The organism is Allobosea sp. BE125 (genome assembly GCF_031456075.1).
Classification (GTDB): Bacteria; Pseudomonadota; Alphaproteobacteria; order Rhizobiales; family Beijerinckiaceae; genus Allobosea.
Map to the genome: position 1 here is coordinate 1 of NZ_JAVDTY010000010.1, position 21,395 is coordinate 21,395.

At 63.7% G+C, this 21,395-nt stretch carries 17 protein-coding genes, 1 tRNA gene and 1 pseudogene; 11 read left to right on the plus strand and 8 right to left on the minus strand.

All coding sequences use genetic code 11. The features are described 5' to 3' along the window. Positions 1–258 precede the first annotated feature (258 nt). A complete protein-coding gene (locus tag J2Y55_RS20775) occupies positions 259–1,503 on the plus strand; it encodes an MFS transporter (protein WP_310157525.1) in 1,245 nt (414 codons plus the stop codon). A gap of 238 nt (positions 1,504–1,741) precedes the next feature. On the opposite strand, the gene J2Y55_RS20780 is transcribed toward J2Y55_RS20775, so the two are convergent. Next, positions 1,742–2,164 (minus strand): VOC family protein, encoded by a 423-nt coding sequence (locus tag J2Y55_RS20780; RefSeq protein WP_310157527.1) that lies wholly within the window; start codon positions 2,162–2,164, stop codon positions 1,742–1,744. Positions 2,165–2,228: 64 nt separating this feature from the next. Between J2Y55_RS20780 and J2Y55_RS20785 the strand changes: the two genes are divergently transcribed. The 4 genes from J2Y55_RS20785 to J2Y55_RS20800 all read left to right on the plus strand — a co-directional run bounded on the left by J2Y55_RS20785 (position 2,229) and on the right by J2Y55_RS20800 (position 6,016). Further along, on the plus strand, positions 2,229–2,669 hold the full coding sequence (locus J2Y55_RS20785; RefSeq protein ID WP_310157528.1) for a hypothetical protein: 441 nt from the start codon (positions 2,229–2,231) through the stop codon (positions 2,667–2,669). Next, positions 2,662–3,072: an acyl-CoA thioesterase gene (locus J2Y55_RS20790; protein WP_310157530.1), complete on the plus strand. Its 411-nt coding sequence runs from the start codon at positions 2,662–2,664 to the stop codon at positions 3,070–3,072. The genes J2Y55_RS20785 and J2Y55_RS20790 overlap by 8 nt, the downstream gene beginning before the upstream one ends. 306 nt (positions 3,073–3,378) lie before the next feature. Next, positions 3,379–5,790: a methyl-accepting chemotaxis protein gene (locus J2Y55_RS20795; RefSeq protein ID WP_310157533.1), complete on the plus strand. Its 2,412-nt coding sequence runs from the start codon at positions 3,379–3,381 to the stop codon at positions 5,788–5,790. A 150-nt stretch (positions 5,791–5,940) separates the two neighbouring features. Next, positions 5,941–6,016, plus strand: a tRNA-Ile gene (locus J2Y55_RS20800). A 180-nt stretch (positions 6,017–6,196) separates the two neighbouring features. Here the strand turns inward: J2Y55_RS20800 and J2Y55_RS20805 are convergent. From J2Y55_RS20805 to J2Y55_RS20815, 3 genes and pseudogenes are all read right to left on the minus strand, one after another. After that, positions 6,197–6,385: pseudogene (locus J2Y55_RS20805) on the minus strand (oxidoreductase); the annotation flags it as partial. A gap of 18 nt (positions 6,386–6,403) precedes the next feature. Then, entirely contained in the window at positions 6,404–6,877 is a 474-nt protein-coding gene (locus J2Y55_RS20810) for an AtaL-like protein (protein ID WP_310157537.1), read from the minus strand. Positions 6,878–6,916: 39 nt separating this feature from the next. Next, positions 6,917–7,780, minus strand: coding sequence for an SDR family oxidoreductase (locus J2Y55_RS20815; RefSeq protein WP_310158038.1), 864 nt, complete (start codon positions 7,778–7,780; stop codon positions 6,917–6,919). Positions 7,781–7,885: 105 nt separating this feature from the next. On the opposite strand from J2Y55_RS20815, the gene J2Y55_RS20820 reads away from it, so the two are divergent. Continuing rightward, positions 7,886–8,779: a LysR family transcriptional regulator gene (locus J2Y55_RS20820; protein ID WP_310157539.1), complete on the plus strand. Its 894-nt coding sequence runs from the start codon at positions 7,886–7,888 to the stop codon at positions 8,777–8,779. 242 nt (positions 8,780–9,021) lie between these two features. Next, complete coding sequence (locus tag J2Y55_RS20825; protein ID WP_310157541.1) at positions 9,022–9,690, plus strand: NAD(P)-dependent oxidoreductase; 669 nt, start codon at positions 9,022–9,024, stop codon at positions 9,688–9,690. 278 nt (positions 9,691–9,968) lie between these two features. On the opposite strand, the gene J2Y55_RS20830 is transcribed toward J2Y55_RS20825, so the two are convergent. The 4 genes from J2Y55_RS20830 to J2Y55_RS20845 all read right to left on the minus strand — a co-directional run bounded on the left by J2Y55_RS20830 (position 9,969) and on the right by J2Y55_RS20845 (position 16,724). Continuing rightward, positions 9,969–11,213 (minus strand): flavin monoamine oxidase family protein, encoded by a 1,245-nt coding sequence (locus J2Y55_RS20830; protein ID WP_310157543.1) that lies wholly within the window; start codon positions 11,211–11,213, stop codon positions 9,969–9,971. Continuing rightward, complete coding sequence (locus J2Y55_RS20835) at positions 11,210–12,754, minus strand: cation:proton antiporter (protein WP_310157545.1); 1,545 nt, start codon at positions 12,752–12,754, stop codon at positions 11,210–11,212. The genes J2Y55_RS20830 and J2Y55_RS20835 overlap by 4 nt, the downstream gene beginning before the upstream one ends. Before the next feature lie 197 nt (positions 12,755–12,951). Next, entirely contained in the window at positions 12,952–13,707 is a 756-nt protein-coding gene (locus tag J2Y55_RS20840) for an alpha/beta hydrolase (RefSeq protein WP_310157546.1), read from the minus strand. Positions 13,708–13,904: 197 nt separating this feature from the next. Beyond that, complete coding sequence (locus J2Y55_RS20845; RefSeq protein WP_310157547.1) at positions 13,905–16,724, minus strand: winged helix-turn-helix domain-containing protein; 2,820 nt, start codon at positions 16,722–16,724, stop codon at positions 13,905–13,907. Between the two features lie 418 nt (positions 16,725–17,142). Between J2Y55_RS20845 and J2Y55_RS20850 the strand changes: the two genes are divergently transcribed. Genes J2Y55_RS20850 through J2Y55_RS20865 form a run of 4 tightly spaced genes read left to right on the plus strand, consistent with a single transcriptional unit; the run spans position 17,143 to position 20,991 of the window. After that, positions 17,143–17,610 carry a GlcG/HbpS family heme-binding protein gene (locus tag J2Y55_RS20850; RefSeq protein WP_310157549.1) on the plus strand — a complete coding sequence of 156 codons (468 nt, stop codon included), beginning with the start codon at positions 17,143–17,145 and terminating at the stop codon, positions 17,608–17,610. A gap of 17 nt (positions 17,611–17,627) precedes the next feature. After that, positions 17,628–18,089, plus strand: coding sequence for a (2Fe-2S)-binding protein (locus J2Y55_RS20855; protein WP_310157551.1), 462 nt, complete (start codon positions 17,628–17,630; stop codon positions 18,087–18,089). A 1-nt stretch (position 18,090) separates the two neighbouring features. Then, entirely contained in the window at positions 18,091–20,349 is a 2,259-nt protein-coding gene (locus J2Y55_RS20860; RefSeq protein WP_310157553.1) for a xanthine dehydrogenase family protein molybdopterin-binding subunit, read from the plus strand. Between the two features lie 24 nt (positions 20,350–20,373). After that, the gene (locus J2Y55_RS20865) at positions 20,374–20,991 is read left to right on the plus strand and encodes a hypothetical protein (protein WP_310157556.1); all 618 of its coding nucleotides are present in this window, start codon (positions 20,374–20,376) and stop codon (positions 20,989–20,991) included. The last annotated feature ends 404 nt before the right edge of the window (positions 20,992–21,395 follow it).

Consider the following 21,395-nt stretch of genomic DNA (forward strand, 5'->3'; position numbering starts at 1 on the left):
ATCCGAAAGCTGCTCACAACCCTCAACGCAATCGTCAGAGACAACACCCCCTGGCGAACACAAAACCCTTGACCAACAACACAGCCGCTCATCCGTCTCGGCTTCGCCGATCCACCTTTCCCGCCAGGGGGGAAGGGTCGTGCGCCTCTTCCGCCAACGCTGCTCCGCCCTGCGGGGCCTGCGCTTGTCGCGCGGGGCAGCGCCGCCTAATCCTCGCTCCTGGAAAAGTCGTTCTCTGAAAACGACGCGCGAGGAAACATGGCTTCCCTGGATGCGCGTTATGCGCCGGATTCCTCCTATGCCTGGCTCAGGCTGGCGATGTCGCTGCTGCTCGGCACGGTCGCTTGCGTCGGCACCTGGTCGGTCGTGGTCGTGCTGCCTTCGGTGCAGGCCGAATTCGGCACGCTCAGGGCAGGGGCCGCGCTGCCCTATACCTGCGTGATGATCGGCTTTGGCTTCGGCAACATCGCCATGGGCCGCATCGCCGATCGCTACGGCATCGTCGTGCCGGTGGTAATGGGGGCGCTCCTGCTCGGCAGCGGCTATCTGCTGGCGGCGCTGGCGCAATCGCTCTGGCAGTTCGCGCTGGTTCATCTCGTCCTGATCGGTATCGGCGGCGGCGCCGGCTTCTCCCCGCTGATCGCCGATCTGTCGCATTGGTTCCGCAGGCATCGCGGACTCGCCGTGGTGTTCGGCGCATCGGGGAGCTATCTCGCCGGGGTGATCTGGCCGCAGCTCATCACCTGGGGCGTGGCGCATCATGGCTGGCGGGCGACGCATGTCGCCATCGGGCTAACGGTGCTCATCATCATGCTGCCGATGTCGCTGTTCTTCCGGCGACGTCCCTCGGTCGAGCACATGGCTGCCGACGATGTGGCGAGCAGCAACGCGCGCGGCGATCTCGGCCTTTCCGCGAACCAGTTGCAATGGCTGCTCGCGACCGCCGGCTTCTGCTGCTGCGTCGCCATGGCGATGCCGCAGGTCCATATCGTCGCCTATTGCGGCGATCTCGGTTACGGCGTTGCGCGCGGCGCAGAAATGCTCTCGTTGATGCTGCTGCTCGGCATCATCAGCCGCATCGGCTCAGGCTTCGTCGCCGACCGCATCGGTGGAACGGCGACGCTGGCATTGGGCTCAGCGATGCAGGGCGCGGCGCTGTTCCTCTATCTCTGGTTCGACGGCTTGACCTCGCTCTATATCGTCACCGGCATTTTCGGCCTGTTCCAGGGCGGCATCGTGCCGATGTATGCGGTCATCATCCGCGAATACCTGCCGGCCAAGGAGGCGGGCGTGCGCATCGGCATCGTGATGTCGGCGACGGTCTTAGGGATGGCCTTCGGCGGCTATGTCTCGGGCGCGATCTTCGACTATTTCGCGTCGTATCGCGTTGCGTTCTTGAATGGGCTGGCCTGGAACCTGGTCAACCTCGCGATCGTCTCATGGCTGATGCTCAGGGCACGGCCGCGGAATTTGCTTGGACACTCGACTCCGGCGGCCGTCTGACACGGCTTTTTGCGCTTCCGGTGCTCACGGACGAAAAGTCCGCTCCGCGCCGGTTCTCGAAAGCCACGCCAGTCGACACGCCGGAGCGAATTCCAAATCGAATTCCGGGCCGGTGGTGGCGTGAGGCGCTACCCGTCATTGCGAGCGCGGCGAAGCAATCCAGCGTCTCGCGCTACGCCCCCCTAGATTGCTTCGCTACGCCGGGAATGACGGTGAGGGTATGTCGCTGGCTTGCGCCTCACACCGGCTTGTCGCCCGGCCGGTACGTCCCAAAGCACCAGACATGCCCTTCCGGGTCCTTGCAGATGAAGTCGCGGCTGCCATAGGGCTGGTCGGTCGGCTCCATGCAGATTTCGGCTCCGGCTGCACGGGCGCGCTCGCAGCGGGCGTCGATGTCGTCGGTGGCGATATAGGGCGAGGCGGTGGTGCCGCCGAGTTCGGCCGGCCTTGCGACCAGCTTGCCGAATTCATTGTTCTCGGCCGAGCCCAGCATGACGAAGCTCTCGCCCATGCGCAGCTCGCCATGCAGCAGGGTCTTGCCGTCCGGCGAGTAGTAGGCGGCGTGTTTCTCGAAGCCCAGCGCCTCGATCAGCCAGTCGTACATTCTGGGCGCATCGGCATAGCGCAGCGAGACACAGATCATGGCGGGCGCTGTGGTCATTGCGCTTGTCCTCTCACGGGGTTTGCGGTCTTCGCCGCGCTTGACGCAACATGCCGCGTGCTGAATGTCGGCTCAACCGGCAAGGCTTGGAACCGACAAGGCTTGGAACCGGCAAGGCTTGGAAGGGCATGCGATGAAGGGCGTGACGCAGTTCGAGCATCGCAGGCAGAAGCTCATCCCCGTGCGCCGCTTCGCACTGCGGCTGGGCCGCGCCATCCTGCTCTGGCTGGGAATGGCCATCATCGGCATGGCGATCGGCATGGCCGGCTACATGTCGACCGAGGGCATGAGCGCCATCGACGCCTTCGTCAATGCGGCGATGATCCTGTCCGGCATGGGCCCCGTCGACCAGCTCAAGACCGATGGAGGCAAGCTGTTTGCCGGCGGCTATGCCTTGTTCTCGGGATTGTTCGTGGTGATCGCGACTGGTTTCGTACTGGCGCCGGTGCTGCATCGTGTGCTCCATTCCTTCCATGTCGAAGAGGGGAAGAGCAACGATGATTGAGCCGGGCCTGACGCCAGATGAAGCACCGCGCGGGAGTCTCACCGTGCGCGTCAACGCCATGCCCGCCGACACCAACGCCAATGGCGACATCTTCGGCGGCTGGGTGATGTCGCGGATGGACGCCGCCGGCGGCATCGCCGGGGTGGACCGGGCGCAAGGGCGCGTGGTCACGATCGCTGTCGATGCGATGACCTTCATCAGGCCGGTCAAGGTCGGCGATGTGCTCAGCGTCTATACCGAGGTCGAGTCGGTTGGGCGGACCTCGATGAAGATCCATGTCGAGGCCTGGGCGCGGCGCTTCCGCACGACGCTGCATGAGAAGGTCACCGACGCGACCTTCACCTTCGTGGCGATCGACGAGGAGGGCCGGCCGCGTCCGGTGCCGAAGCCGCCGGAAGGGTGAGTTGCAAGCGGCGCCCGCCGCCTCGCTTCCGCCGCATGGCCTAACGAATGCTGAAGCACCGGGGCGGGCGAGTGATTCAGAAGAATCCGCCCGCTTAAACGTTCCTTAAGTGCATATCCGCGATCTTCAGCTTCGGAAGGCCTTGTCCTGCCTTCTGAAATCGGGGCTGTGCACGCATGCGCGACCGTCGCGAGGTTCTCGCTCTGCGCGAACCTGCGCCAGGTCGCCGGCGGCGCGGTCTGCCGCTTTCTGTCCTTATTTCCTGATTCTTTCCACGCGTTGCGTCAGCATTTCGGAGAGCGCTTCATGACCAAGGCTACGAAGCCCGCGCGCCAGCGCACGCCGCTTCGCATCGGCATCGCTGCCCGCATCTATGCGGCGCTTGGCCTGCTCACGGTGCTGACGATCGTAGCCTCGCTGGTGGCATGGTTCTCCTATGATCGCGTCAACCAGACCGTTTCCGAGACGGTCGAGCGCAAGATGCCGACCGTGGAGCTTTCGCTCGAGCTTTCGCAGGCTGCGACGCAATCGACGGCGCTGGCGCCCCGTTTCATGGAAGTCACCACGGTGCAGCAGCGCGCGAAGCTGACCGGCGAGCTCGACGCCATCGAGGCGCGCCAGTTCGATCTCATCCGCCGCATCGCCGCGCTCGACGCCATCGACATGAAGCCGATCCAGACCGGCGTCGATGAATTGTCGCGCCAGATCAACGATATCAACGACCTGACCGGAGAGCGGCTGCGCAATGCGGCGGCGATGCAGGCCTCGCTCGAACAATTGTCGAAGGCGCGGGGCGTTTTCGTCGGGGTGGTCGGGGCCGAGGCCGATGAGGCCCGGTTCAACATCCTGATGGGGATGGAAAGCGTCAAGGGCTTGAGCGGAGACGATCTCAACGCCTCGATCCAGGGGCTGATCGAGCGCGATTTCCAGGCTTTCGACCTGGCGCGGAAGCTGGAAGCGCAGGTCAACGAATTGATCGGCCTGCTGCGCGAGATCGCGCAGGTCGACGACAAGGCGAAGCTAAGCGCGGCGCGCGACCGCTTCAGCGCCATCGTGACGCGCATCCGCAAGGATTTGTCGGCGATCGAGAAGATCGTCCCCAACAAGGTGCGCGTCGGCGCCATCAACACGGTCATCGATGTCGGCGAGGGCAGCGAAGGCGTCCTCAGCGTGCGCCAGCGTGACCTTTCCACGCAGGAGGGGATCACTGCGAGCCTGCGCGGCGTCGGCAGCGCGGCCGAGGCGTTGCGCGGGCAGGTCGACAAGCTCGTCAAGAGCGCGCGCGGCGAGGCCGTCGCCTCCAGCACCTCGACCCGCACGCTGATCGAGCAGAGCAAGCTCTGGCTCGGCGCGGTCGGCATCGGCTCGCTCCTCGTCGCGCTGGCCTTGTCGCTGCTCTATGTCCGCCCGATGATCGTCGGCCGCCTGAACCGGCTCTGGGCCGCGACGCGCGCCATCGCCGACGGCCAGCTCGAGACGGTCGTGCAGACCAAGGGCAATGACGAGATCGCCGACATCTCCAAGAGCGTGCTGCTGTTCCGCGACAATGCGGTGGCGCTGCGCGCGGCGGAAGCGGCCAAGATCGAGGACGAGGCGAAAGCCCAGCACCAGCGCCGCGAGATGATGGCCGAGCTCGGCGCGGCCTTCGGCGAGGTCGTCGCCGCTGCCGCTGCCGGCGATTTCAACCCGCGTGTCGCGGCGACCTTCGCCGATGCCGAGCTCAACGCGCTCGCCGATTCGGTCAATGCGCTGCTCGAGACCGTCCAGGCCGGCCTGTCGGAAACCTGCGATGTGCTGGCCGAGCTCTCGGTCGGTCATCTCTCGACCCGCGTCGAGGGGCGCTATCAGGGCGCCTTCGCCGAGCTCAAGAACGGCACCAACAGCCTGGCCGAAGAGTTCGAGAGCACGCTGGCGCGGCTCTCCAACACGGTCGCGGCCGTGCGCAGCGCCACCAGCGAGATCCTCGACGGCGTCACCGACCTCGCCGAGCGCACCAGCGAGGAGAGCAACGCCGTCTCGATGGCGACGAACCAGCTCACGGCCTTTGCCGGCACCGTCAAGAAGACCGCCGCCGAAGCCGCCCAGGCGACCGGAATGGCCGAGGGCGCCGAGAGCCAGGCCCAGCAGGGCGAGAAGGTCGTGGCCTCCGCGCTGGAGGCGATGCACCGCATCCGCTCCTCCTCGAACAAGATTTCCGAGGTCATCGCGATGATCGACGAGATTGCCTTCCAGACCAATCTGCTGGCGCTCAATGCGGCGGTGGAGGCAGCCCGCGCCGGCGATAGCGGACGCGGCTTCGCCGTCGTCGCGACCGAGGTGCGCAGCCTGGCCAAGCGCTCGGCCGACGCCTCCAACGACGTCAAGAAGCTGGTCGAGGCCGCCCATGGCGACGTCAAGGTCGGCGTCGGCCTGGTCGAGGAGACCTCGGCGATGTTCGAGGCCATCGTCGCCTCGGTCAACGATCTGACCGGGCTGATGAACGGCATCTCGCAGACCGCCAGGAGCCAGGCCACCGACGTCTCGGCGATCAACAACGAGATCGACGGCATCGGCACCATGGCTCATCAGAACGCGGCGCTGGTCGAGGAGACCAATGCGGCGTTGGCCCTGACCGACGAGCAGACCCGCGCACTGACCGAGCATATCGGCCGCTTCAAGTTCCGCGAGGGCCATATCGCCGACCATGGCGAGGAGCCCCGGATCGCGGAAGCCGCCTGAGACCCGCAGCCGAACCTCAAGGCGAAGCCCTTCACGCCCCCGCTGCCGCAAGGCGGCGGGGGCGATCGATTTGGGCAAGGCCTCAATCCTTTTGCGCAAGTGCCCAGACCGGCCTTGCCCGAAGCGCGGCTGCGATGTTACGCGGGGTGTGGGCCGGTAGCTCAATGGTTAGAGCTCGCTGCTCATAACAGCGCCGGTGCCGGTTCGAGTCCGGCCCGGCCCACCATTTCCGATCAGAGCTGTGAGCTAAGACGTGGCCGCGCGGCATGGCTTCGCAGGTTTTTCTCGAAGTTGTCGTTTCTGCCGACGACCCGGATTGATCCGGGCTCGACGATTATGGCGGCGACGCCGGCATGGGCCAGCTGACGGGCGATCTCGAGGCCAATCCCTTTCTTGGCGCCGGTGACCCGTCCTCGGAGGGCTGGGTGCCTTCGGTGATCAGAAGGCCCATTGTCGCGCGCCGTGCGTAACATTCGGGCGCCAGGTCGCCAGGCGTGCCGTCGGGCTTGGCCCGGCTACGGGTCATCGGTGCCATGGCGAGGCGATGCGGCAGCTGCAGGGCGCCGATTTTTATGGTGGACCAGACATCGGTCATGGGGGTTGGAGGCGAGGGTCAGAGCTTGCCTTCGGCGAGCATCTCGCGAGTTCGCTTCAGCGTGGACAAAAGGGCGGCCTTGTAGCCCTTGTCGCTGTCGAGCTGGGCCTGCTCGGCCTGTTCCTCGGCGCCGTTCGGCTCTTTGCCACGCAGCCCGAGGTAGCCGTAGAATCTGAGCTGAAGCGCGCCCGCTTCATCCTCGAACAGCTCGTTGATGATCGCGCCTTCGCGCGGCCCGGTGGCCTGGAAGAAAGTCACCTTGCGCTGTGGTTCAAGCGTGATGATCTCGCGCAGGTCGGAACCCGCGATGGTGGCGTCACGGACGAAATGCGTCGCGCTTTCCTCCGTGACGTCGCAGCGGGTGCAGAGGCCGGGCGGGAGGAACAGGCGCGCATCGCGCGCCTTCAGCTCCAGGCCTTTCCAAGCCTGCTCACGTGTGAGTTTGGCTTCGCCTTCCGGGTTCACCGGGACGGTGGCGGTCGAATAGATCATGATGATGGTCCTTGTCGGCGTGGTTGCAATTGCAGGATGTCAGCCGGCGATCTGTGCGACGTAGTCGCGATAGGACCGCAACGGACGTCCGAGCAGGGTCGTCAGCCGATCGATGTCGCCGGCATCGGGGAGCATGCCGTCGCTCAGGAACCGCTCGGCCATCAGACGCATGTCGAAGGCCATCCAGCTCGGCATGAACTGGCGCAGGTTCTGCTCGAATCCGGCGGTGTCGTTGCCGGGAAACGCGATCGTACGGCCGAGGACGTCGCTCCAGATGGCGGCGGCGTCCGCACCGGTCAGCGTGTCCGGGCCGACCAGGTTGATGCGGTTGAGCGGCAGCGGCGTGGCCGACTGTTCGCGGCGCATCAGCTCGATCGCCGCGATCTCGCCGACATCTCGGGCGTCGATCATCGCGAGGCCCTTGTCGCCGATCGGCATGGGGTAGATGCCGTAGCCGGTGACCACGTCCTTGATGGTGATCTCGTTGTCCATGAAGTAGGCCGGGCGCAAAATGGTGGCGTTGAGCCCCATCTGCTCGATCATCCGCTCGACGCCGAACTTGCCCGCAAAATGCGGCACGTTCACATAGACATCGCTATGGATCACCGAGAGGTAGACGATCCGCTCGATCTTGGCCTCGCGGGCGATATTGAGAGCGATCAGCGCCTGGGTGTACTCATCGGCGACAACCCCGTTCAGCAGGAACAGCGTGGAGACGCCGGAGAAGGCGCTGCGTAGTGCGTCGACGTCGAGCAGGTCGCCTTTGACGACTTCGACGCCGGCGGGGAAGCTGGCCTTGGACGGGGCGCGGACCAAAGCGCGCACATCGGCGCCACGGTTCTCGAGCTGTTCGACGACGTTGCGGCCGACATTGCCGGTCGCGCCGGTCACGAGAATGGTCATGGGGGGTAACTCCTGGGTTGAGCCGTTTGGCTGTCCCGAATTTATCGATCCACATTCGCGCCAATAGACGCTATATTTGGACAGACCGTCTCTTGGGTGGAACGTATGGATCTGCTTGCCCTTGCCGATTTCAACCTGGTCGCCCGTCACGGAGGGTTCAGAAAAGCCTCGCGCGCCGCAGGCCGTCCCAAGGCGACCCTGTCCCGCCGCGTCGCGGAACTGGAGGCCAGCCTTGAGCTCCGCTTGTTCGAACGGGGCGCACGCGTCCTAAAGCTGACCGAGGAGGGGCGGGCGCTGTTCGAGCGGACGGGCCAGTTGCTCACCGAACTCGACGAGACGGCTGCGGCGATCGCCTCGGGTGGGCATAGCCCCCGAGGAAGGTTGCGGATCAGCGCGCCCTTGCTCTTTTCCCAGACCGCGATGGGGAAGCTCGCCGCCGGCTTTGCGCTGAAATTTCCCGACGTCCGGCTCGAAGTCACGACCGAGGACCGGTCCGTCGACATGATCGAGGAAGCCTATGACTTGGTGATCCGGGTCAATCCGGAACGGGACGAAAGCCTCATTGGGCGAATCTTCCTTCACGACCAGCTGGTGGTCGTGGCGAGCCCGAAGCTGGCGCCGCCTGTCGATGAATCTGCTGCCCCGGCCGTCGTGCGAGGCCAAGGCCGAGAAGCCGAAGCTTGGGAAGTGACGACAGCGACAGGAAAAGCCAGGATCGCGGTCAATCCGATCCTCAGCCTGGCGTCGCTTGTCATGGTCCGGGACGCCGCGCGCATGGGCGTGGGTGCCGCGCGCCTTCCCATCTCGCTCGTAAGTCACGATCTCGCCGATGGCACTCTGGTGCGTTGGGGGGACGTCGAGGGGCCGGAGATCGCTCTGTGGGCGCTCTATCCCTCGCGCCGACTGCTCAGCGCTCGCGTCTCAGCTTTCCTGGAGCATTTGAAGGAAGCCTTTCCTCAAGGGACACCAGACGAACTCGCTGCCTATCTCGGGCGATAAAGGCCCGTAGGGGCCACAGCCGCTCGCAGCAAGCAGCCGACACGCCAGCGCCGGCTTGATGGCGGTTAAACCGACATGCTCTTCGCCCGACGGTCCGTTTAAGGACCCAAATTCTCGCCGATCGTTCCACGCATGAAACGCTTTGTCTAAATTCGAGGGATAGTTGGCACGGAATTGGGCCGATAAAAGATGTTGGAGAAACGGCGGCCTCATTGAGAGGCTCCCCTGCCGAGGAGGCAATCATGGCTAGTTCCGGGAACGACAAGATCCCCACTCGACATTCCAAGATTTTGATTCTCGGGGCGACCGGGGGCACCGGCCGCCTGATCGTCAAGGACGCTCTGGCGCGAGGATACGACGTGACGGTCCTCGTCCGCTCCGCCGAGAAAGGACGCGATCTTGGAGGTGTCAAACTCGTCATCGGCGACGCTCGAGACGAGACCGTGATGCGCGAAGCTCTCAGGGGCCGCGACGCCGTCGTGAGTGCGCTTGGGACGCCAGCCAGCCCGTTCCGCGAGGTGACCCTGCTTTCGTCCGCGACGCGCAGGCTGGTCGACGCGATGAAAAGCGAGGGTGTTACTCGTCTCGTCGCCATCACCGGGATGGGCGCGGGCAACAGCGTCGGGCATGGTGGATTTCTCTTCGACACCCTGATCTTCCCGCTGCTGCTACGCCATGTCTATGCCGACAAGAACCGGCAGGAGGCCATCATCAAAGAGAGCGGACTCGATTGGGTGCTGGTCCGTCCCGTCATCCTGAACAACAAGCCCGGCCGCGGCACCGTGCGCGCCCTAGACGATCTCTCCGGCTTTCACGGCGGGAATATCGCCCGTGAAGACGTCGCACGCTTCGTGGTGGATCAGGTTGAGGGCGAGGCGTGGCTGCGCCGCTCACCGCTGATCACGTGGTGAATGTCTCCAGCTTCGTCGGAGATGGCCTGTGTGACGCGCTCGATCCCTGTGCCGGACCTCACATGACCGCAGCCGACGTTGCGCGCGTCGTCAGCCTCTGGCTCGAGTTTCTACAAGCCCATACCTGTCGGCATCTTTGACCAGCGCTCGTCCTCTGCCAATCAGCGAACGAACGCACCCTAGCAAAAATAGATGGGCCTCCATGGCGCCGTTAGCGGTCGTTGGCCGCTCGCCAGGAAGCAGACATTCCGACATTCTTTCACTGCTGTTGCGGATGGCTAGGCTTTCGGCATCCAGTCAGACTTCAAGGAAGCCAGCACGGCGTGCGCGGCAGCTAGACCGGTCTGAAGGGCGCCATGCGCCGTCGAGAAATCCTGCTTCGAGCAGGCTTCCCCGGCGAAGAAGAGCCTGCCGTCGACATCCCCGGCGAGGATCGCCCGCGCCTCCGCATGGCCGGGCAGCGCGTGGCTGTACGAGCCTTGCGCAAAGGGCTGGCGCCCCCAGCGGGATTGCGCGATCGGCTCCAGCCGGCTCCTGATCCCGGAGCCGAACAGCCCCGCCAGCTCGGCGCGCGCGAAAGCCGCAAAGGCATCGCCGTCGGCTTCAAACGCGCGTGCGGCCTCGCCGCCCACGAAGCCTTCGATCAGCGGCCGGCCGAAGGGCCGCAGATGGTAGCTCGCCGTTCGTTTCACGGACGGATTGCCCAGGACCTGCGTGTCCGGTTCGAAGCCGTCGCAATCGGACAGCTTGAAGATGATCTTGTCCGCCAGGCCCAGCGGGAGCGCGCCGGCAGCGTCGATATGGTCCGCTGCGCGCGGCGGCAGGCGGATTGCGCCGGAAGCCAGCACATCGGTCGGGACCGTGACGATGACGCGCTCAGCCTCGATCTCGCCTTTGGCACTGGCCAGCCGCAGGGCGCGGCCCGATGCGTCGATGCTGGTGACCGCCGTGTTCAGCGCGACCGGCACGTCCTTCGCCGCGGCCGCAACGAGGCTGCCATAGCCCTCGGTCACGCGCCAGTTCACGCCGGTCTCGGCATCGGCATAGGCGAGATAGTCGCGGATCGAGAGCTGCCCCAGCTCCGTGCCGTTAATATAGGTGCTGAGCGCCTCGAGATAGGGCGTCCAGCGGTCGCTTGGGTCCAGAAGGTCGGAGGCGCGGTCGTTCCCGGGAGGGGCCTCGCGCAGGCGCTGCTCGAAACGGACGAAGGCGGCCCGCGCGGCACGCTGGTCGGCTGAGGGAAAGCCGAGATCGCGAAACTGGACGCCCCATGGCGGCGTGGTCCGATCGATATGGAAGCCGAGTTCCGGTGCGAGCGCAGCCCAGCCGTTGCGATCCGCCGAATGGAGCCAGCCGCAGCCGAGGTCGAAATGCAGGCCGTCGTGGAAGGCGGTGTGCGCCCGCCCGCCGATCCTGTCGGTCGCCTCGATCAGAAGCACGTCGAGCCCGGACGCGGCGAGATGCCGGCCCGCCGCAACGCCAGCCGCTCCGGCACCGACGATCGCGACATCGACCGGCTTCATGCGCTGCCCTCCCGCGGCGCGGCGCCGAGTTCCAGCCAATCGAGCTCTTCCTCGAGCCGGTGGAAGGCGTCATCGCCGATGGTTCCGCGCTTCCGCAGATCGAATGCGGTCTTCCTCGCGACCGCGAGCGCGGTCCGCCGCAGGGCATTGTGGTCGGTGTCGAGCTGCGCGGCCCGTCCGGTCTGCTCCAGCATTTCGCGATACTCCTGTCGGATGGCCGCCGCAGCCGCCTTCTGCGCTCCTTCGAGCGATTCGATCGCGGCCTCCAGCGCGGCCTTCCGCGCGAGGGCGAACTCGCGCTCGACGGGGTGATCATCGCTGATCGCGAGATAGCGCAGCAGTGGCGCCAGCGTCAGCCCCTGGATCAGCAACGTGCCGACCACGACGGTGAAGGCACAGAGCAGGATCAGGTCGCGATAGGGGAAATCGGAGGGAAGGGCGTAGGCCGCGGCGAGCGTGACGATGCCGCGCATGCCGCACCAGGCGACGACGACGCTGCCCTTGGCGTTCTGGAGAAAAGTCGCCCTTTCCCGCGCATCCGAAGAGCGACCCGAAACCAGAAGGGCGAGCCCTCTGTAGGTCGCGACCCAAGTCAGCCGCACGAGAATGACCGTTGCGAGGACTGCGAGCGCGATCCAGGCGTAACCGACACGTTGCGCGGCATCGAAACCTTCGAGGATCGGGCGCAACTGCAGGCCGACCAGCACGAAGGCGAGAACCTGGAGCACGAAGACGGTCGTCTCCCAGACTGCGTAAGAAGGGATGCGCAACCGCGCGCTGGTCACGGCGGGAACCGTTCGCGCTAGCACGATGCCATAGACGACGACAGTGATGATGCCGGACAGATGCAGCCGCTCCGCCAGGATCCAGACGCCGAAGGTCGTAACGAACTGCACGATGATGGCACTTGCCGGATCGCGAAACAACACGAGCAGCCGCACCGCGGCCAAACCGAGAACCATGCCGAGAACCATGCTGCCCACCGTGACGAGGGCGAAGGCTGGCAATGCATTCGCCAGGCTGAAGCTGCCGGCCGCCACCGAACCCACCGCAAGGCGGTAAATCAGCAGCGCGGTCGCATCGTTCAGCAGGCTCTCGCCCTCGAGGATGACGACGATGCGATGGGGCGGCCGCACCCTTCGCAGGATCGCCGTCGCTGCAACGGCGTCGGGCGGGGCGACGATCGCTCCGAGCGCAATCGCAGCCGCCCAAGGCAATTCGGGCACGAACCATCGCGTCACAACTGCAACGACGGCGGTGGTGACGCCGACAGCCACGAAAACCAGACTGGATATGGGCAACCAGTTCCTGCGCAGATCCCGCGGCGAACTGTCGAAGGCGGCATCGAGCAGGATCGGCGCGACGAAGAGGGCAAGCACCAACTCCGGATCCAACGTGATGCGCGGCGCATTGGGAATGAAGGCGAGAGCTGTCCCGCCGATGGCGAGAACGACCGGATATGGGATGCCGGCTCGCCGCGAACCAGCAGCGAGGATGACAGCTCCGAACATGATGACGAGGATTGACTCGAACAGGACCATGCTCGGCCATTCTATCTTCGATTGCCGTGGTTTCGATCGCAGGCGATCCGCCCCGGCAACATCCTAGCTTCTTTCAGGCGGCATCCGCCAGTTGCGGAAGCCGAGCAGCGCCTCAAGCGAAGCCTTGCGTGAGAGCGTCTCTGGCCGTCAGGCCTCGCGTCGCCCGGCCCGTGCTTCTATGCCCTGTATCCTAGCGGTTACCTGGCCGCGCGGAGGATCAGCTCAGAGATTCTTTCAGGAAAGGACAGCATTGTGACATGACTGGACGGCACTTCGATCGACATCGCCCGTGATCGCTCCACCTGATCCTTCTGGAGCTGCGGCGGAATGATGGCATCGTTCGTCGCAATTGCCATGAAGGTGGGCTTATCTCGCCAGGCCGCGCGGACGACCGGAGTCGTGAGAGTTCTTGCGTGCAGCCTGCCTTGCACGGCGGTCACCAGCTTCTGCTCTCCGACCGTCAGGTCCGGAGCAAAATAGCGGGAGATTCCCGTATCACTGATCCTGAGGAACCCGTCTTCATCGCGGATGTACTCGGCACGACTTTCCTGTTGCGGATATCGAGAGGTGATGTGGCTCTGGGCCTCTCCGCTGTCTGGCGCGTAGGCCGCCACGTAGACCAGCGCTCCGACCTTAGGGTCGTTACCAGCTTCTGTGATGACGATCCCGCCATAAGAATGCCCGACCAGAACAACCGGCCCCTCAGCATCGCGGATCGCGCGCCGCGTCGTCTCGACGTCGTTTTCAAGCGATTGCAGCGCGTTTTGGACGGCAATGACCTTCAAGCCGGCCTTTTCCAGCAGGGGAATGACTTTGTGCCAGGAGGATCCGTCGGCAAAGGCGCCATGGACGAGGACGACGGATTTGGCCGCCACCTGGGCCATGGTGGTCGAGCTGGCGATCAAAGCGGCGGCACCGGCCGCCACGAAAAGCATCTGCCGAAAACTGCTCATTTTCGCCTCTCTGATGTTGAAGACGTTGGTCGGCCGATCCGATAGGAAGATTAGCGCTCGGCGGCGAGCACAGCTGTAAAATGGTGTAAAATCTGCGACGGGCGCCAGCCCACTCGGAACCTTGGATGGATCGATCCTGACGTCCCTACTCATGCGGATAGGCCAGCAGCCGCGCTTTCGGACCGGTCGAGCATTTCCTACGCGTTGGCTATCTCAGCATCAAAATGGCTGAGCAGCGATCTCGGAACGATCTTCTGGATTTCGCGTAAGCGATCGTCCCGGCTTTTTGACGACCTCAAGCAGGAACGAATGTGCCATCCCAACTGGCCGGTTTGCTTAGCCAGTATCAGCGATTGATCGAGAAGCGCCTCGCCCGAGGTCTGTTCGCCGAGACGCAAGGCGAGTTCTCCCTTCAGGCGCAGGATCTCGGGCGCGACCCAGAGGCGACTGTCGCGCTCGAGATAAGCAAGCTGCTCGTCGAGTAGCACGTGGGCGGAATCCGACTGGCCAACAGATATGAGCGCTTCGACGAGGGCTAGCACGAACCCCGAGTGATGCTGCATGAAGCGTGCACTGCGGAGCTCGTCGACCGCGCGCTGCATGAGGGGTAAGCCGTCGTCGGGCTCCCGCTGCAGTGAGTGCAAATGCCCCCGATAGGCCTGCGCATAGATATGCCAGACCTCGAGGCGGTGCCGCGTCGTCTCCTCGACCAGTTCGTCGATCATGCGTTCCGCCTGCTCAAGATCGCCGTTCAGCAGCGCTATCGGGCAGGCGGACTGGGCCAACGCGTAGCAAAGCGACAGATGGTGATCGAGGGATCGGGCCTCGGCGATACTGGCGGCGGCCATGTCTGCGGCCGCGCCCAGATAGCCCTGCAGCCACAGGACGCGAGACAGCGTCATCAGAGCGGCAATTCGTGGGGCGACCTGATAGCGGGCGATGTGAGAGCGATGGCCAGGCGCCGGGTAGCGATCGAGCATCTGCTCGATGTGGTGGCGCGCACCTTCCTGGTCGCCCAAGAAGTGCAGCGAGGTACCGATCAATCTGTCACCGATCGCGAGATCGTCGGAATCCAAGGAGTGCTCTGCGGCGCTCTTGAACTGGAACGCACTTTCGAGCGCCGTTTCGAAGGCGGCGCTCTTCATGTTACCTGCCCAGAGCCCCCATAGCGATCGCAATCTATAGTCGTTATCGTCCAGACGTTCTGCGAGGCCGTGAGCGGCCTTCCACACGTCGCTCGTCTGCCGCGCCGTACCGGCATTGTACATCAGCGCCCAGCCACGCGCGGTTTGCAGCTTCAAGACAATTTCGTCGTCGGAATCGTCTTCATCACCGTGTCGCGCCAGCGCTTCCTCGACACGTTCTCGGCATTCGCTGACCATTGAAAGACGCAGCCAGAGAGGAATGGCGGCTACGGTCAGCGAGACGCCGGATTTCGCGTCACCATGCGGCGAGAAGGCCCAATTCAAGGCCGCGCGCAGATCAGCCAGCAGGCCTAGTTCGTCGGCGGCCCGCGCCGGGTCGGCTGGCCGCTCGGTCTCGGCGAGCAGATCCAGGCACCATCTTGCATGCCGCTTCGCGACTTCAGTCGCGCAGGGTGCGGCCGCGAGCTTTTCCCGGGCATAGGCGCGGGTGGTCTCCAGCAGGATGAAGCTAGGCTCTTCCTCGGCCGGTGCCGTACTGATCAAGGACTGCGAGACGAGATCGGCGATGCCCTCGGTCACGTCCGTGGTGCTCAATTCGCCCCAAGCCGCGATCGCGGAGGCGGAAGCCAGTGTAAACCGGTTCGAAAACACGGCCAGCCGCCTCAAGAGCGTCTGATCACGCGTGGTAAGCAGGTTGAAGCTCCAGTCGAGTGTCGCATGGAGCGTCTGCTGCCGAGGCAGAGCCTTGCGCTCGCCGCGGGTCAGTACCGCGAAGAGATTGTCCAGGACGGCGGCAAGCCCGCGGGCGCCGAACGCCTCGAACCGTCCAGCGGCGAGTTCCAACGCCAAGGGTATGCCGTCCAGGCGTCTGCAGATGTCGGCCACGAAGCGGCCATCGTCATCGCGAAGCGCCATGCTCCCGCAGCGGGCGCACACGCGTTCGACGAAGAGAGTGGCAGCGGGATAGGCTAGCGCTTCATCGAGGCTGAGTGTCGCTGCGACGGGCGGCGCGGCGAGCGGTTGCAGTCGATAGACCCACTCGTCGGCGACGCGCAGCGGCTCCCGGCTCGTCGCCAGGAGGAAGACATTCGGGGCATGACATAGAATGGCCTCGACGATATCGACCACGGGGTCGATGACGTGCTCGCAATTGTCGATGACGAGGAGGCACGCCTCCTCGCCGAGATAGTTCACGATGCTCGATAGCGCATCGTCGCCGGCCAGGACCACGCCAAGCGCCGAAGCGAAGGCGCTTGGAACGGCTTGCCCGTCGGAGAGCGAGGCGAGATCCACGAAGACGATCTTCTGCCAGGCAGGCTTCTCTCCGTCCTGGCGCATCTGGGCGATCAAGGAGAGGACCAGTGTCGTCTTGCCGACGCCCCCCGTGCCGACCACGGTGACGAGTCGCCGCTGCCGGACTTGCTTCACAAGCGCCTGGATCGATCGATCCCGCCCGATGATCCTACCCGGCCAGGCGGGTGGCGAACCGGCGCCCGCCCGATCTGCGGCGATAGCAGGATTGCCGGGCGGAGCAACGGGCCTGCGGCGCACCGTCTCGACGAAGCTGTATCCACGATTGGGAACGGTTGCGATGTATCGCCGGCCATGGCGTCCATCGCCAAGCACACGACGCAGCTCGTTGATTTGGACGCGAACATTGGCCTCCGCCACGAAAGTGCTCGGCCAGGCACGCGCCAGAAGGTCATCCTTGCTCAGAATCTGACCGGAGGCATCGACGAGGAGACAGAGAATGTCCAGGGCGCGACTGCGGATGCCGACCGGCTTGCCGCTCTCAAGTAGAATCCGTCGCGATGGCATGAGCTCGAAAGAGCCGAACGACAGAACCTCTTCTGATCTGTCGATCCTTGTCATGCGTCTAGCGTTTGGCTCGAGATTGCCGCATGTCGGCATGCCTGCCGGCCCGGCAAGCTTTGACAAGCAATCTGCTCGTCCGATCGCCGCTTGAACTGCTGTTCGTCACGACCCCCCGCCTCTGGCCAGCCCGCGCGCCAAATCATCCTAGCTTTCAGGCGCCGCAGCCGTCCATGGCCATTCCATCTACCGTCAAGTTCTTGAGACGGTCACCGCGCCAGTTTTGAATTTTACATCTTTTAACCGCAGCTCCCAGCGCCACGGTGCTACCTCTTTCCGTGACGCGTATCGGCGGCTCGGTTTAGCCAAAACCGCCGACTTCATTGGAATGACAGGTGGCTCGGGCTCCACGGCATGAGGCGTTGGTCGCCCTTCGAGCCATTGCATCGAGACGCCATCGAATCGAGGGAAAGCGGCCATGCCTCGCACGCTCGACACACTGACGCTGGCAGATGCCAAGCAGATGCTCGAGGCTGGCGAGGCCAAGGCAGCGATCCTCGGGATTCCCTACAATATCGCAGTTGTCGACGCCGGCGGCGCCCTCGTCGCCTTCACACGCCAGGATGGCGCGCTCGCGGGAAGTATCGAACTGGCGATCGGCAAGGCAAAGACCGCCCGTATGTTCGACAAGGCGACGGATTGCCTTGCCGGGTTGGCACAGCCCGGCGCGCCGCTCTTCGGCATCGAGCAGAGCAATGGCGGCAATGTCGTGATCTTTGGCGGCGGCTTGCCGGTGAAGATCGGCGGCCAGATCGTCGGCGCGGTGGGCACCAGTGCGGGTTCGGTCGAGCAGGATATTGCGGTGGCCGAGGCGGCAGCCGCGGCCATCAGCCAGAGCACGGACTCGCAGAAGGCCATTTTCGCGGTAACGAACAGCAACGTCTAGCGAGGGAAGGCGTCGGTATGATCGAACTAACCGTCAATGGGATCAAACACCAAGTAAACGTCGTCCCTGAAATGCCGTTGCTCTGGGTTTTGCGCGATGAACTCGGCATTACAAGCGCCAAATATGGCTGCGGAATAGCTCAATGCGGCGCCTGCACGGTACAGATTGACGGAGCGGCCGTTCGCTCGTGTCAGACGCGTATGGCCGATGTCGCAAGCAAGGCGATCATCACCATCGAAGCGATCGGCAACGGAAAGCTGCATCCGGTGCAGGAATCCTGGATCGAGCATCAGGTACCGCAATGCGGCTACTGCCAGACCGGTCAGATCATTCAGGCGGTTTCCCTGCTCAAAGCGATTCCCAAGCCGACCGATCAAGACATCAACGAGGTCATGTCGGGAAATCTCTGCCGATGCGGCACCTATGAGCGCATTCGTGTTGCGATCCACTCGGCCGCCGAGAAGACGGGGGACAAATGACATGGGCAGGATGCCAAGTCTTTCGCGACGCAATTTCGTTTTCGGCTCCGTCGCGGTCGCTGGCGGTGTGGCCTTCGGTCACTATGGTCAGGCGCAACAGGCACCTTCCGCCGCTGCCGCGGCGAATCCGCTGATGGCGGATCTCGGTCCGCATTCGGTTGCGTTCAATCCCTGGGTCGAGATCAGCCCGGAAAAAATCACACTGATTGCCCAGCATGCCGACAAGGGCCAAGGCGTTGGCTCTATCCAGACCCTCATGATCGCCGAGGAGTTGGACCTCGAGCCCGGCCAATTCGAGCTCCGCTTCGCCGGGCCTAGTCCCGCCTATTTCAATACCGGCTTTGCCCACGAACTTGCGCCCTTCATGGCGCCGGACCAAAGCCCCGCAGCTGAGAAGGCTCGCGCGGTCGCACTGGAGTGGCTGAGGAAGGCCGGGCTGCAGATGACCGGGGGCTCCAGTACGATTCCCGATACATACGAAAAGCTGCGAATGGCCGGCGCGATTGCGCGGGAAACGCTGAAGGCGGCGGCTGCGAAACGCAGCGGACACGCGGCCGCCGCCTTGCGCACCGAAGCCGGAAACGTGATCCTGCCGGACGGGACGAAGATCCCCTACGTGGCGCTTTCCGCCGATGCGGCGAAGATTGCGCCGGTCGCGGCCGTCAAGCTGCGTGAACCATCGCAATGGCGAATGATCGGCAAGCCGATGGAGCGGCTCGATATTCGTTCGAAAGTCACCGGCGAAATGAAGTTCGGTATCGATCGGAAGATGGACGGTATGGTGTACGCGGCCGTCAAGCTGAACCCCAACAAGGGGCAGCCGATCAAATCCTACGACGCGACCAAAGCTCAGGCGATGCCTGGGGTACAGAAGATCCTCAAGGTATCGAATGGCATCGCGGTCATTGCGACGAACAGCTGGTACGCGATGCAGGCGGCCGAGGTTGTCGACTGCGTGTGGGAGCCGAGTAAGTATCCGGCCGAGCAGGCTGACCACTGGAACATCGTGGGTTCTTCCTTTGCTCCGCAGTTCCTAGGCAAGGAGTGGCGCAACGACGGCAATCTCGACGCCGGATTGAAAGACGGGAGGCTGATCGAGGCGGAATATCGCGCACCCTATGTGGGGCATCAGCCGCTGGAGCCGCTTAACGGCATCGGCATCGTGACCGACAAGGGAATGGAAATCTGGGTCGGACATCAAACGCCGCAATCCGTGCAGTACATCGCGGCCACGGCGATCGGCATGAAGCCAGAACAAGTGACCTTTCATAACGAGTGGATGGGCGGGAGCTTCGGGCATCGGCTCGAATTCGAGAATATCAGAGTGCTTGCCGAGATCGCGAACCAGATGCGCGGGACACCGGTGAAGCTCATCTTTTCGCGGGAGGAGGACTTCCTGCAGGACATTCCCCGGCAGATTGCGATGGGCCGGTGCAGGGGAAGCGTCAAGGATGGAAGGATCGTCGCGGCTGATTTGCAGGTGGCCGCAACAGCGCCGTTCAAGGAGCTCTTGGCAAGGATGGGCTCACCCTCGAAGGACCCCGATGGCCAGCTGGGGGTCGGAATTTGGAACGTTTACTACGACATTCCGAATTACCGGGCGACAAGCTTCGAAGTCCTGGGACTGTCACCGTGCACGACCTGGCGGGCCGTAGGGGCTTCCGCCAACGGGTTCTTCACCGAGGGTTTCATCGACGAGTTGATACACGCCGCAGGTCTCGACCCGCTCATGGCGCGCATCGAGATGTGCAAGATTCCGATCTACCGGAAGCTCCTGGAAACCGTTGGCGAGATGGCGGAGTGGAAGGGGCCCCTGGGACGGGGAAAAGGCCGTGGCGTTGCGTTTGTCGAGTCGTTTGGAACGGCTGTCGCCGAGATCGTCGAAGTGACTTCGACCGAGGCGGGCATCAAGATCGACAAAGTCTGGGTGGCGGCCGATGTCGGCAAGATCTTGGATCCTGTCAACTTCGAGAATCTCGTTCAAGGCGGCGTCGTCTGGGGCCTTGGCCATGCCATGAACTGCGAACTCACCTATTCCAAGGGTGCCGTCCAACAGACCAACTACAATCACCACGAAGCAATGCGCATGTATCAGTGTCCGGTGATCGAGGTGCGCGGCCTGGAGAATGATTTCACGGTCCGGGGCATCGGGGAGCCACCCGTACCCCCTGCGGCGCCAGCGCTGGCCAATGCCATCTTCGCCGCGACCGGCAAACGCATACGAGAAATGCCTTTCAACAAATTCGTCGATTTCGTGTGAGGGCAGGTCATGAGAAGGCTAGCTTTGATCGCGCTCACATGTGCCAGTTCATCAATCGTCGCCCTGACGGGTTTTGTTCTAGCCAAAGACGAGTCGAAAGATGCGTTGCCACTGGGCAGCATCAGCCAGGCCGAGGGGCTGCAGGCCTGGAAGAGAATTGAGGCGGTGGTGACGCATCCACGCTGTGCCAATTGCCACGTCGATGCGAAGGCAATTCCAATCTGGACGCCAGCCGGTGAAAGCAAATCCCGAGTGCATGGCATGAACATTCACGGCGGAAAAAGCCGTATCGGAGCAGAGACCGTTCCGTGTTCGACGTGCCATGTCACTTCAACGTTGCCGAATCCTCCCGCACCGGCGCCCTTGCATGCAGGCATCGACTGGCAGCTTGCACCCGTGGAATTCATCTGGTTCGGCAAGAGTGGTGCCGAGATTTGTGCCCAGCTTAAGAATCCCGGGCGTAATGGCGGTCGCGACGCTGTCGGCCTCCTTCAGCATTTGAGGCATGATGCATCGCTAAACGGCTTCATACCCAGGGCATGGGAGCCCGGCGCCGGCCGCGCGACTCCGCCGGGAACCTTTGAGGCTCATGTCAAAGACATGGCTCTATGGGGAGCTGCCGGGCAGCCCTGTCCGGGCTGAGAGCCTGTCCCGAAACTCTACTCCGGAGGCCATCTGACGCGGCTTTCTGCGCTTCCGGTGCTCACGGACATGAAGTCCGCTGCGCTCCGGTTCTCAAAATCCGCGCCAGCCGACTCACCGGAGCGAGTTTCGAGACAGACTCTGAGAGCGCAGGCAAAGGCGAAGATGTCGATGCTGCTCCTTCGCTATAGCCTCATGTTCCCGAAACGACGTTTCTTTGTGAAGTCAATATTGCCGTCAATATGGATGCCGTCGGTGCAAAAAGCTGTCTTAGTGCAGATTTCCGAAGGAATGATCTTGCTCATGGCAATGGAGATCATCACGGAACCTTCCCACTAGGGTCCGACCGCACGACAGGACGATTCCTCGGATTGCTCCGCATGGATCGGCACGATCCGCACAGC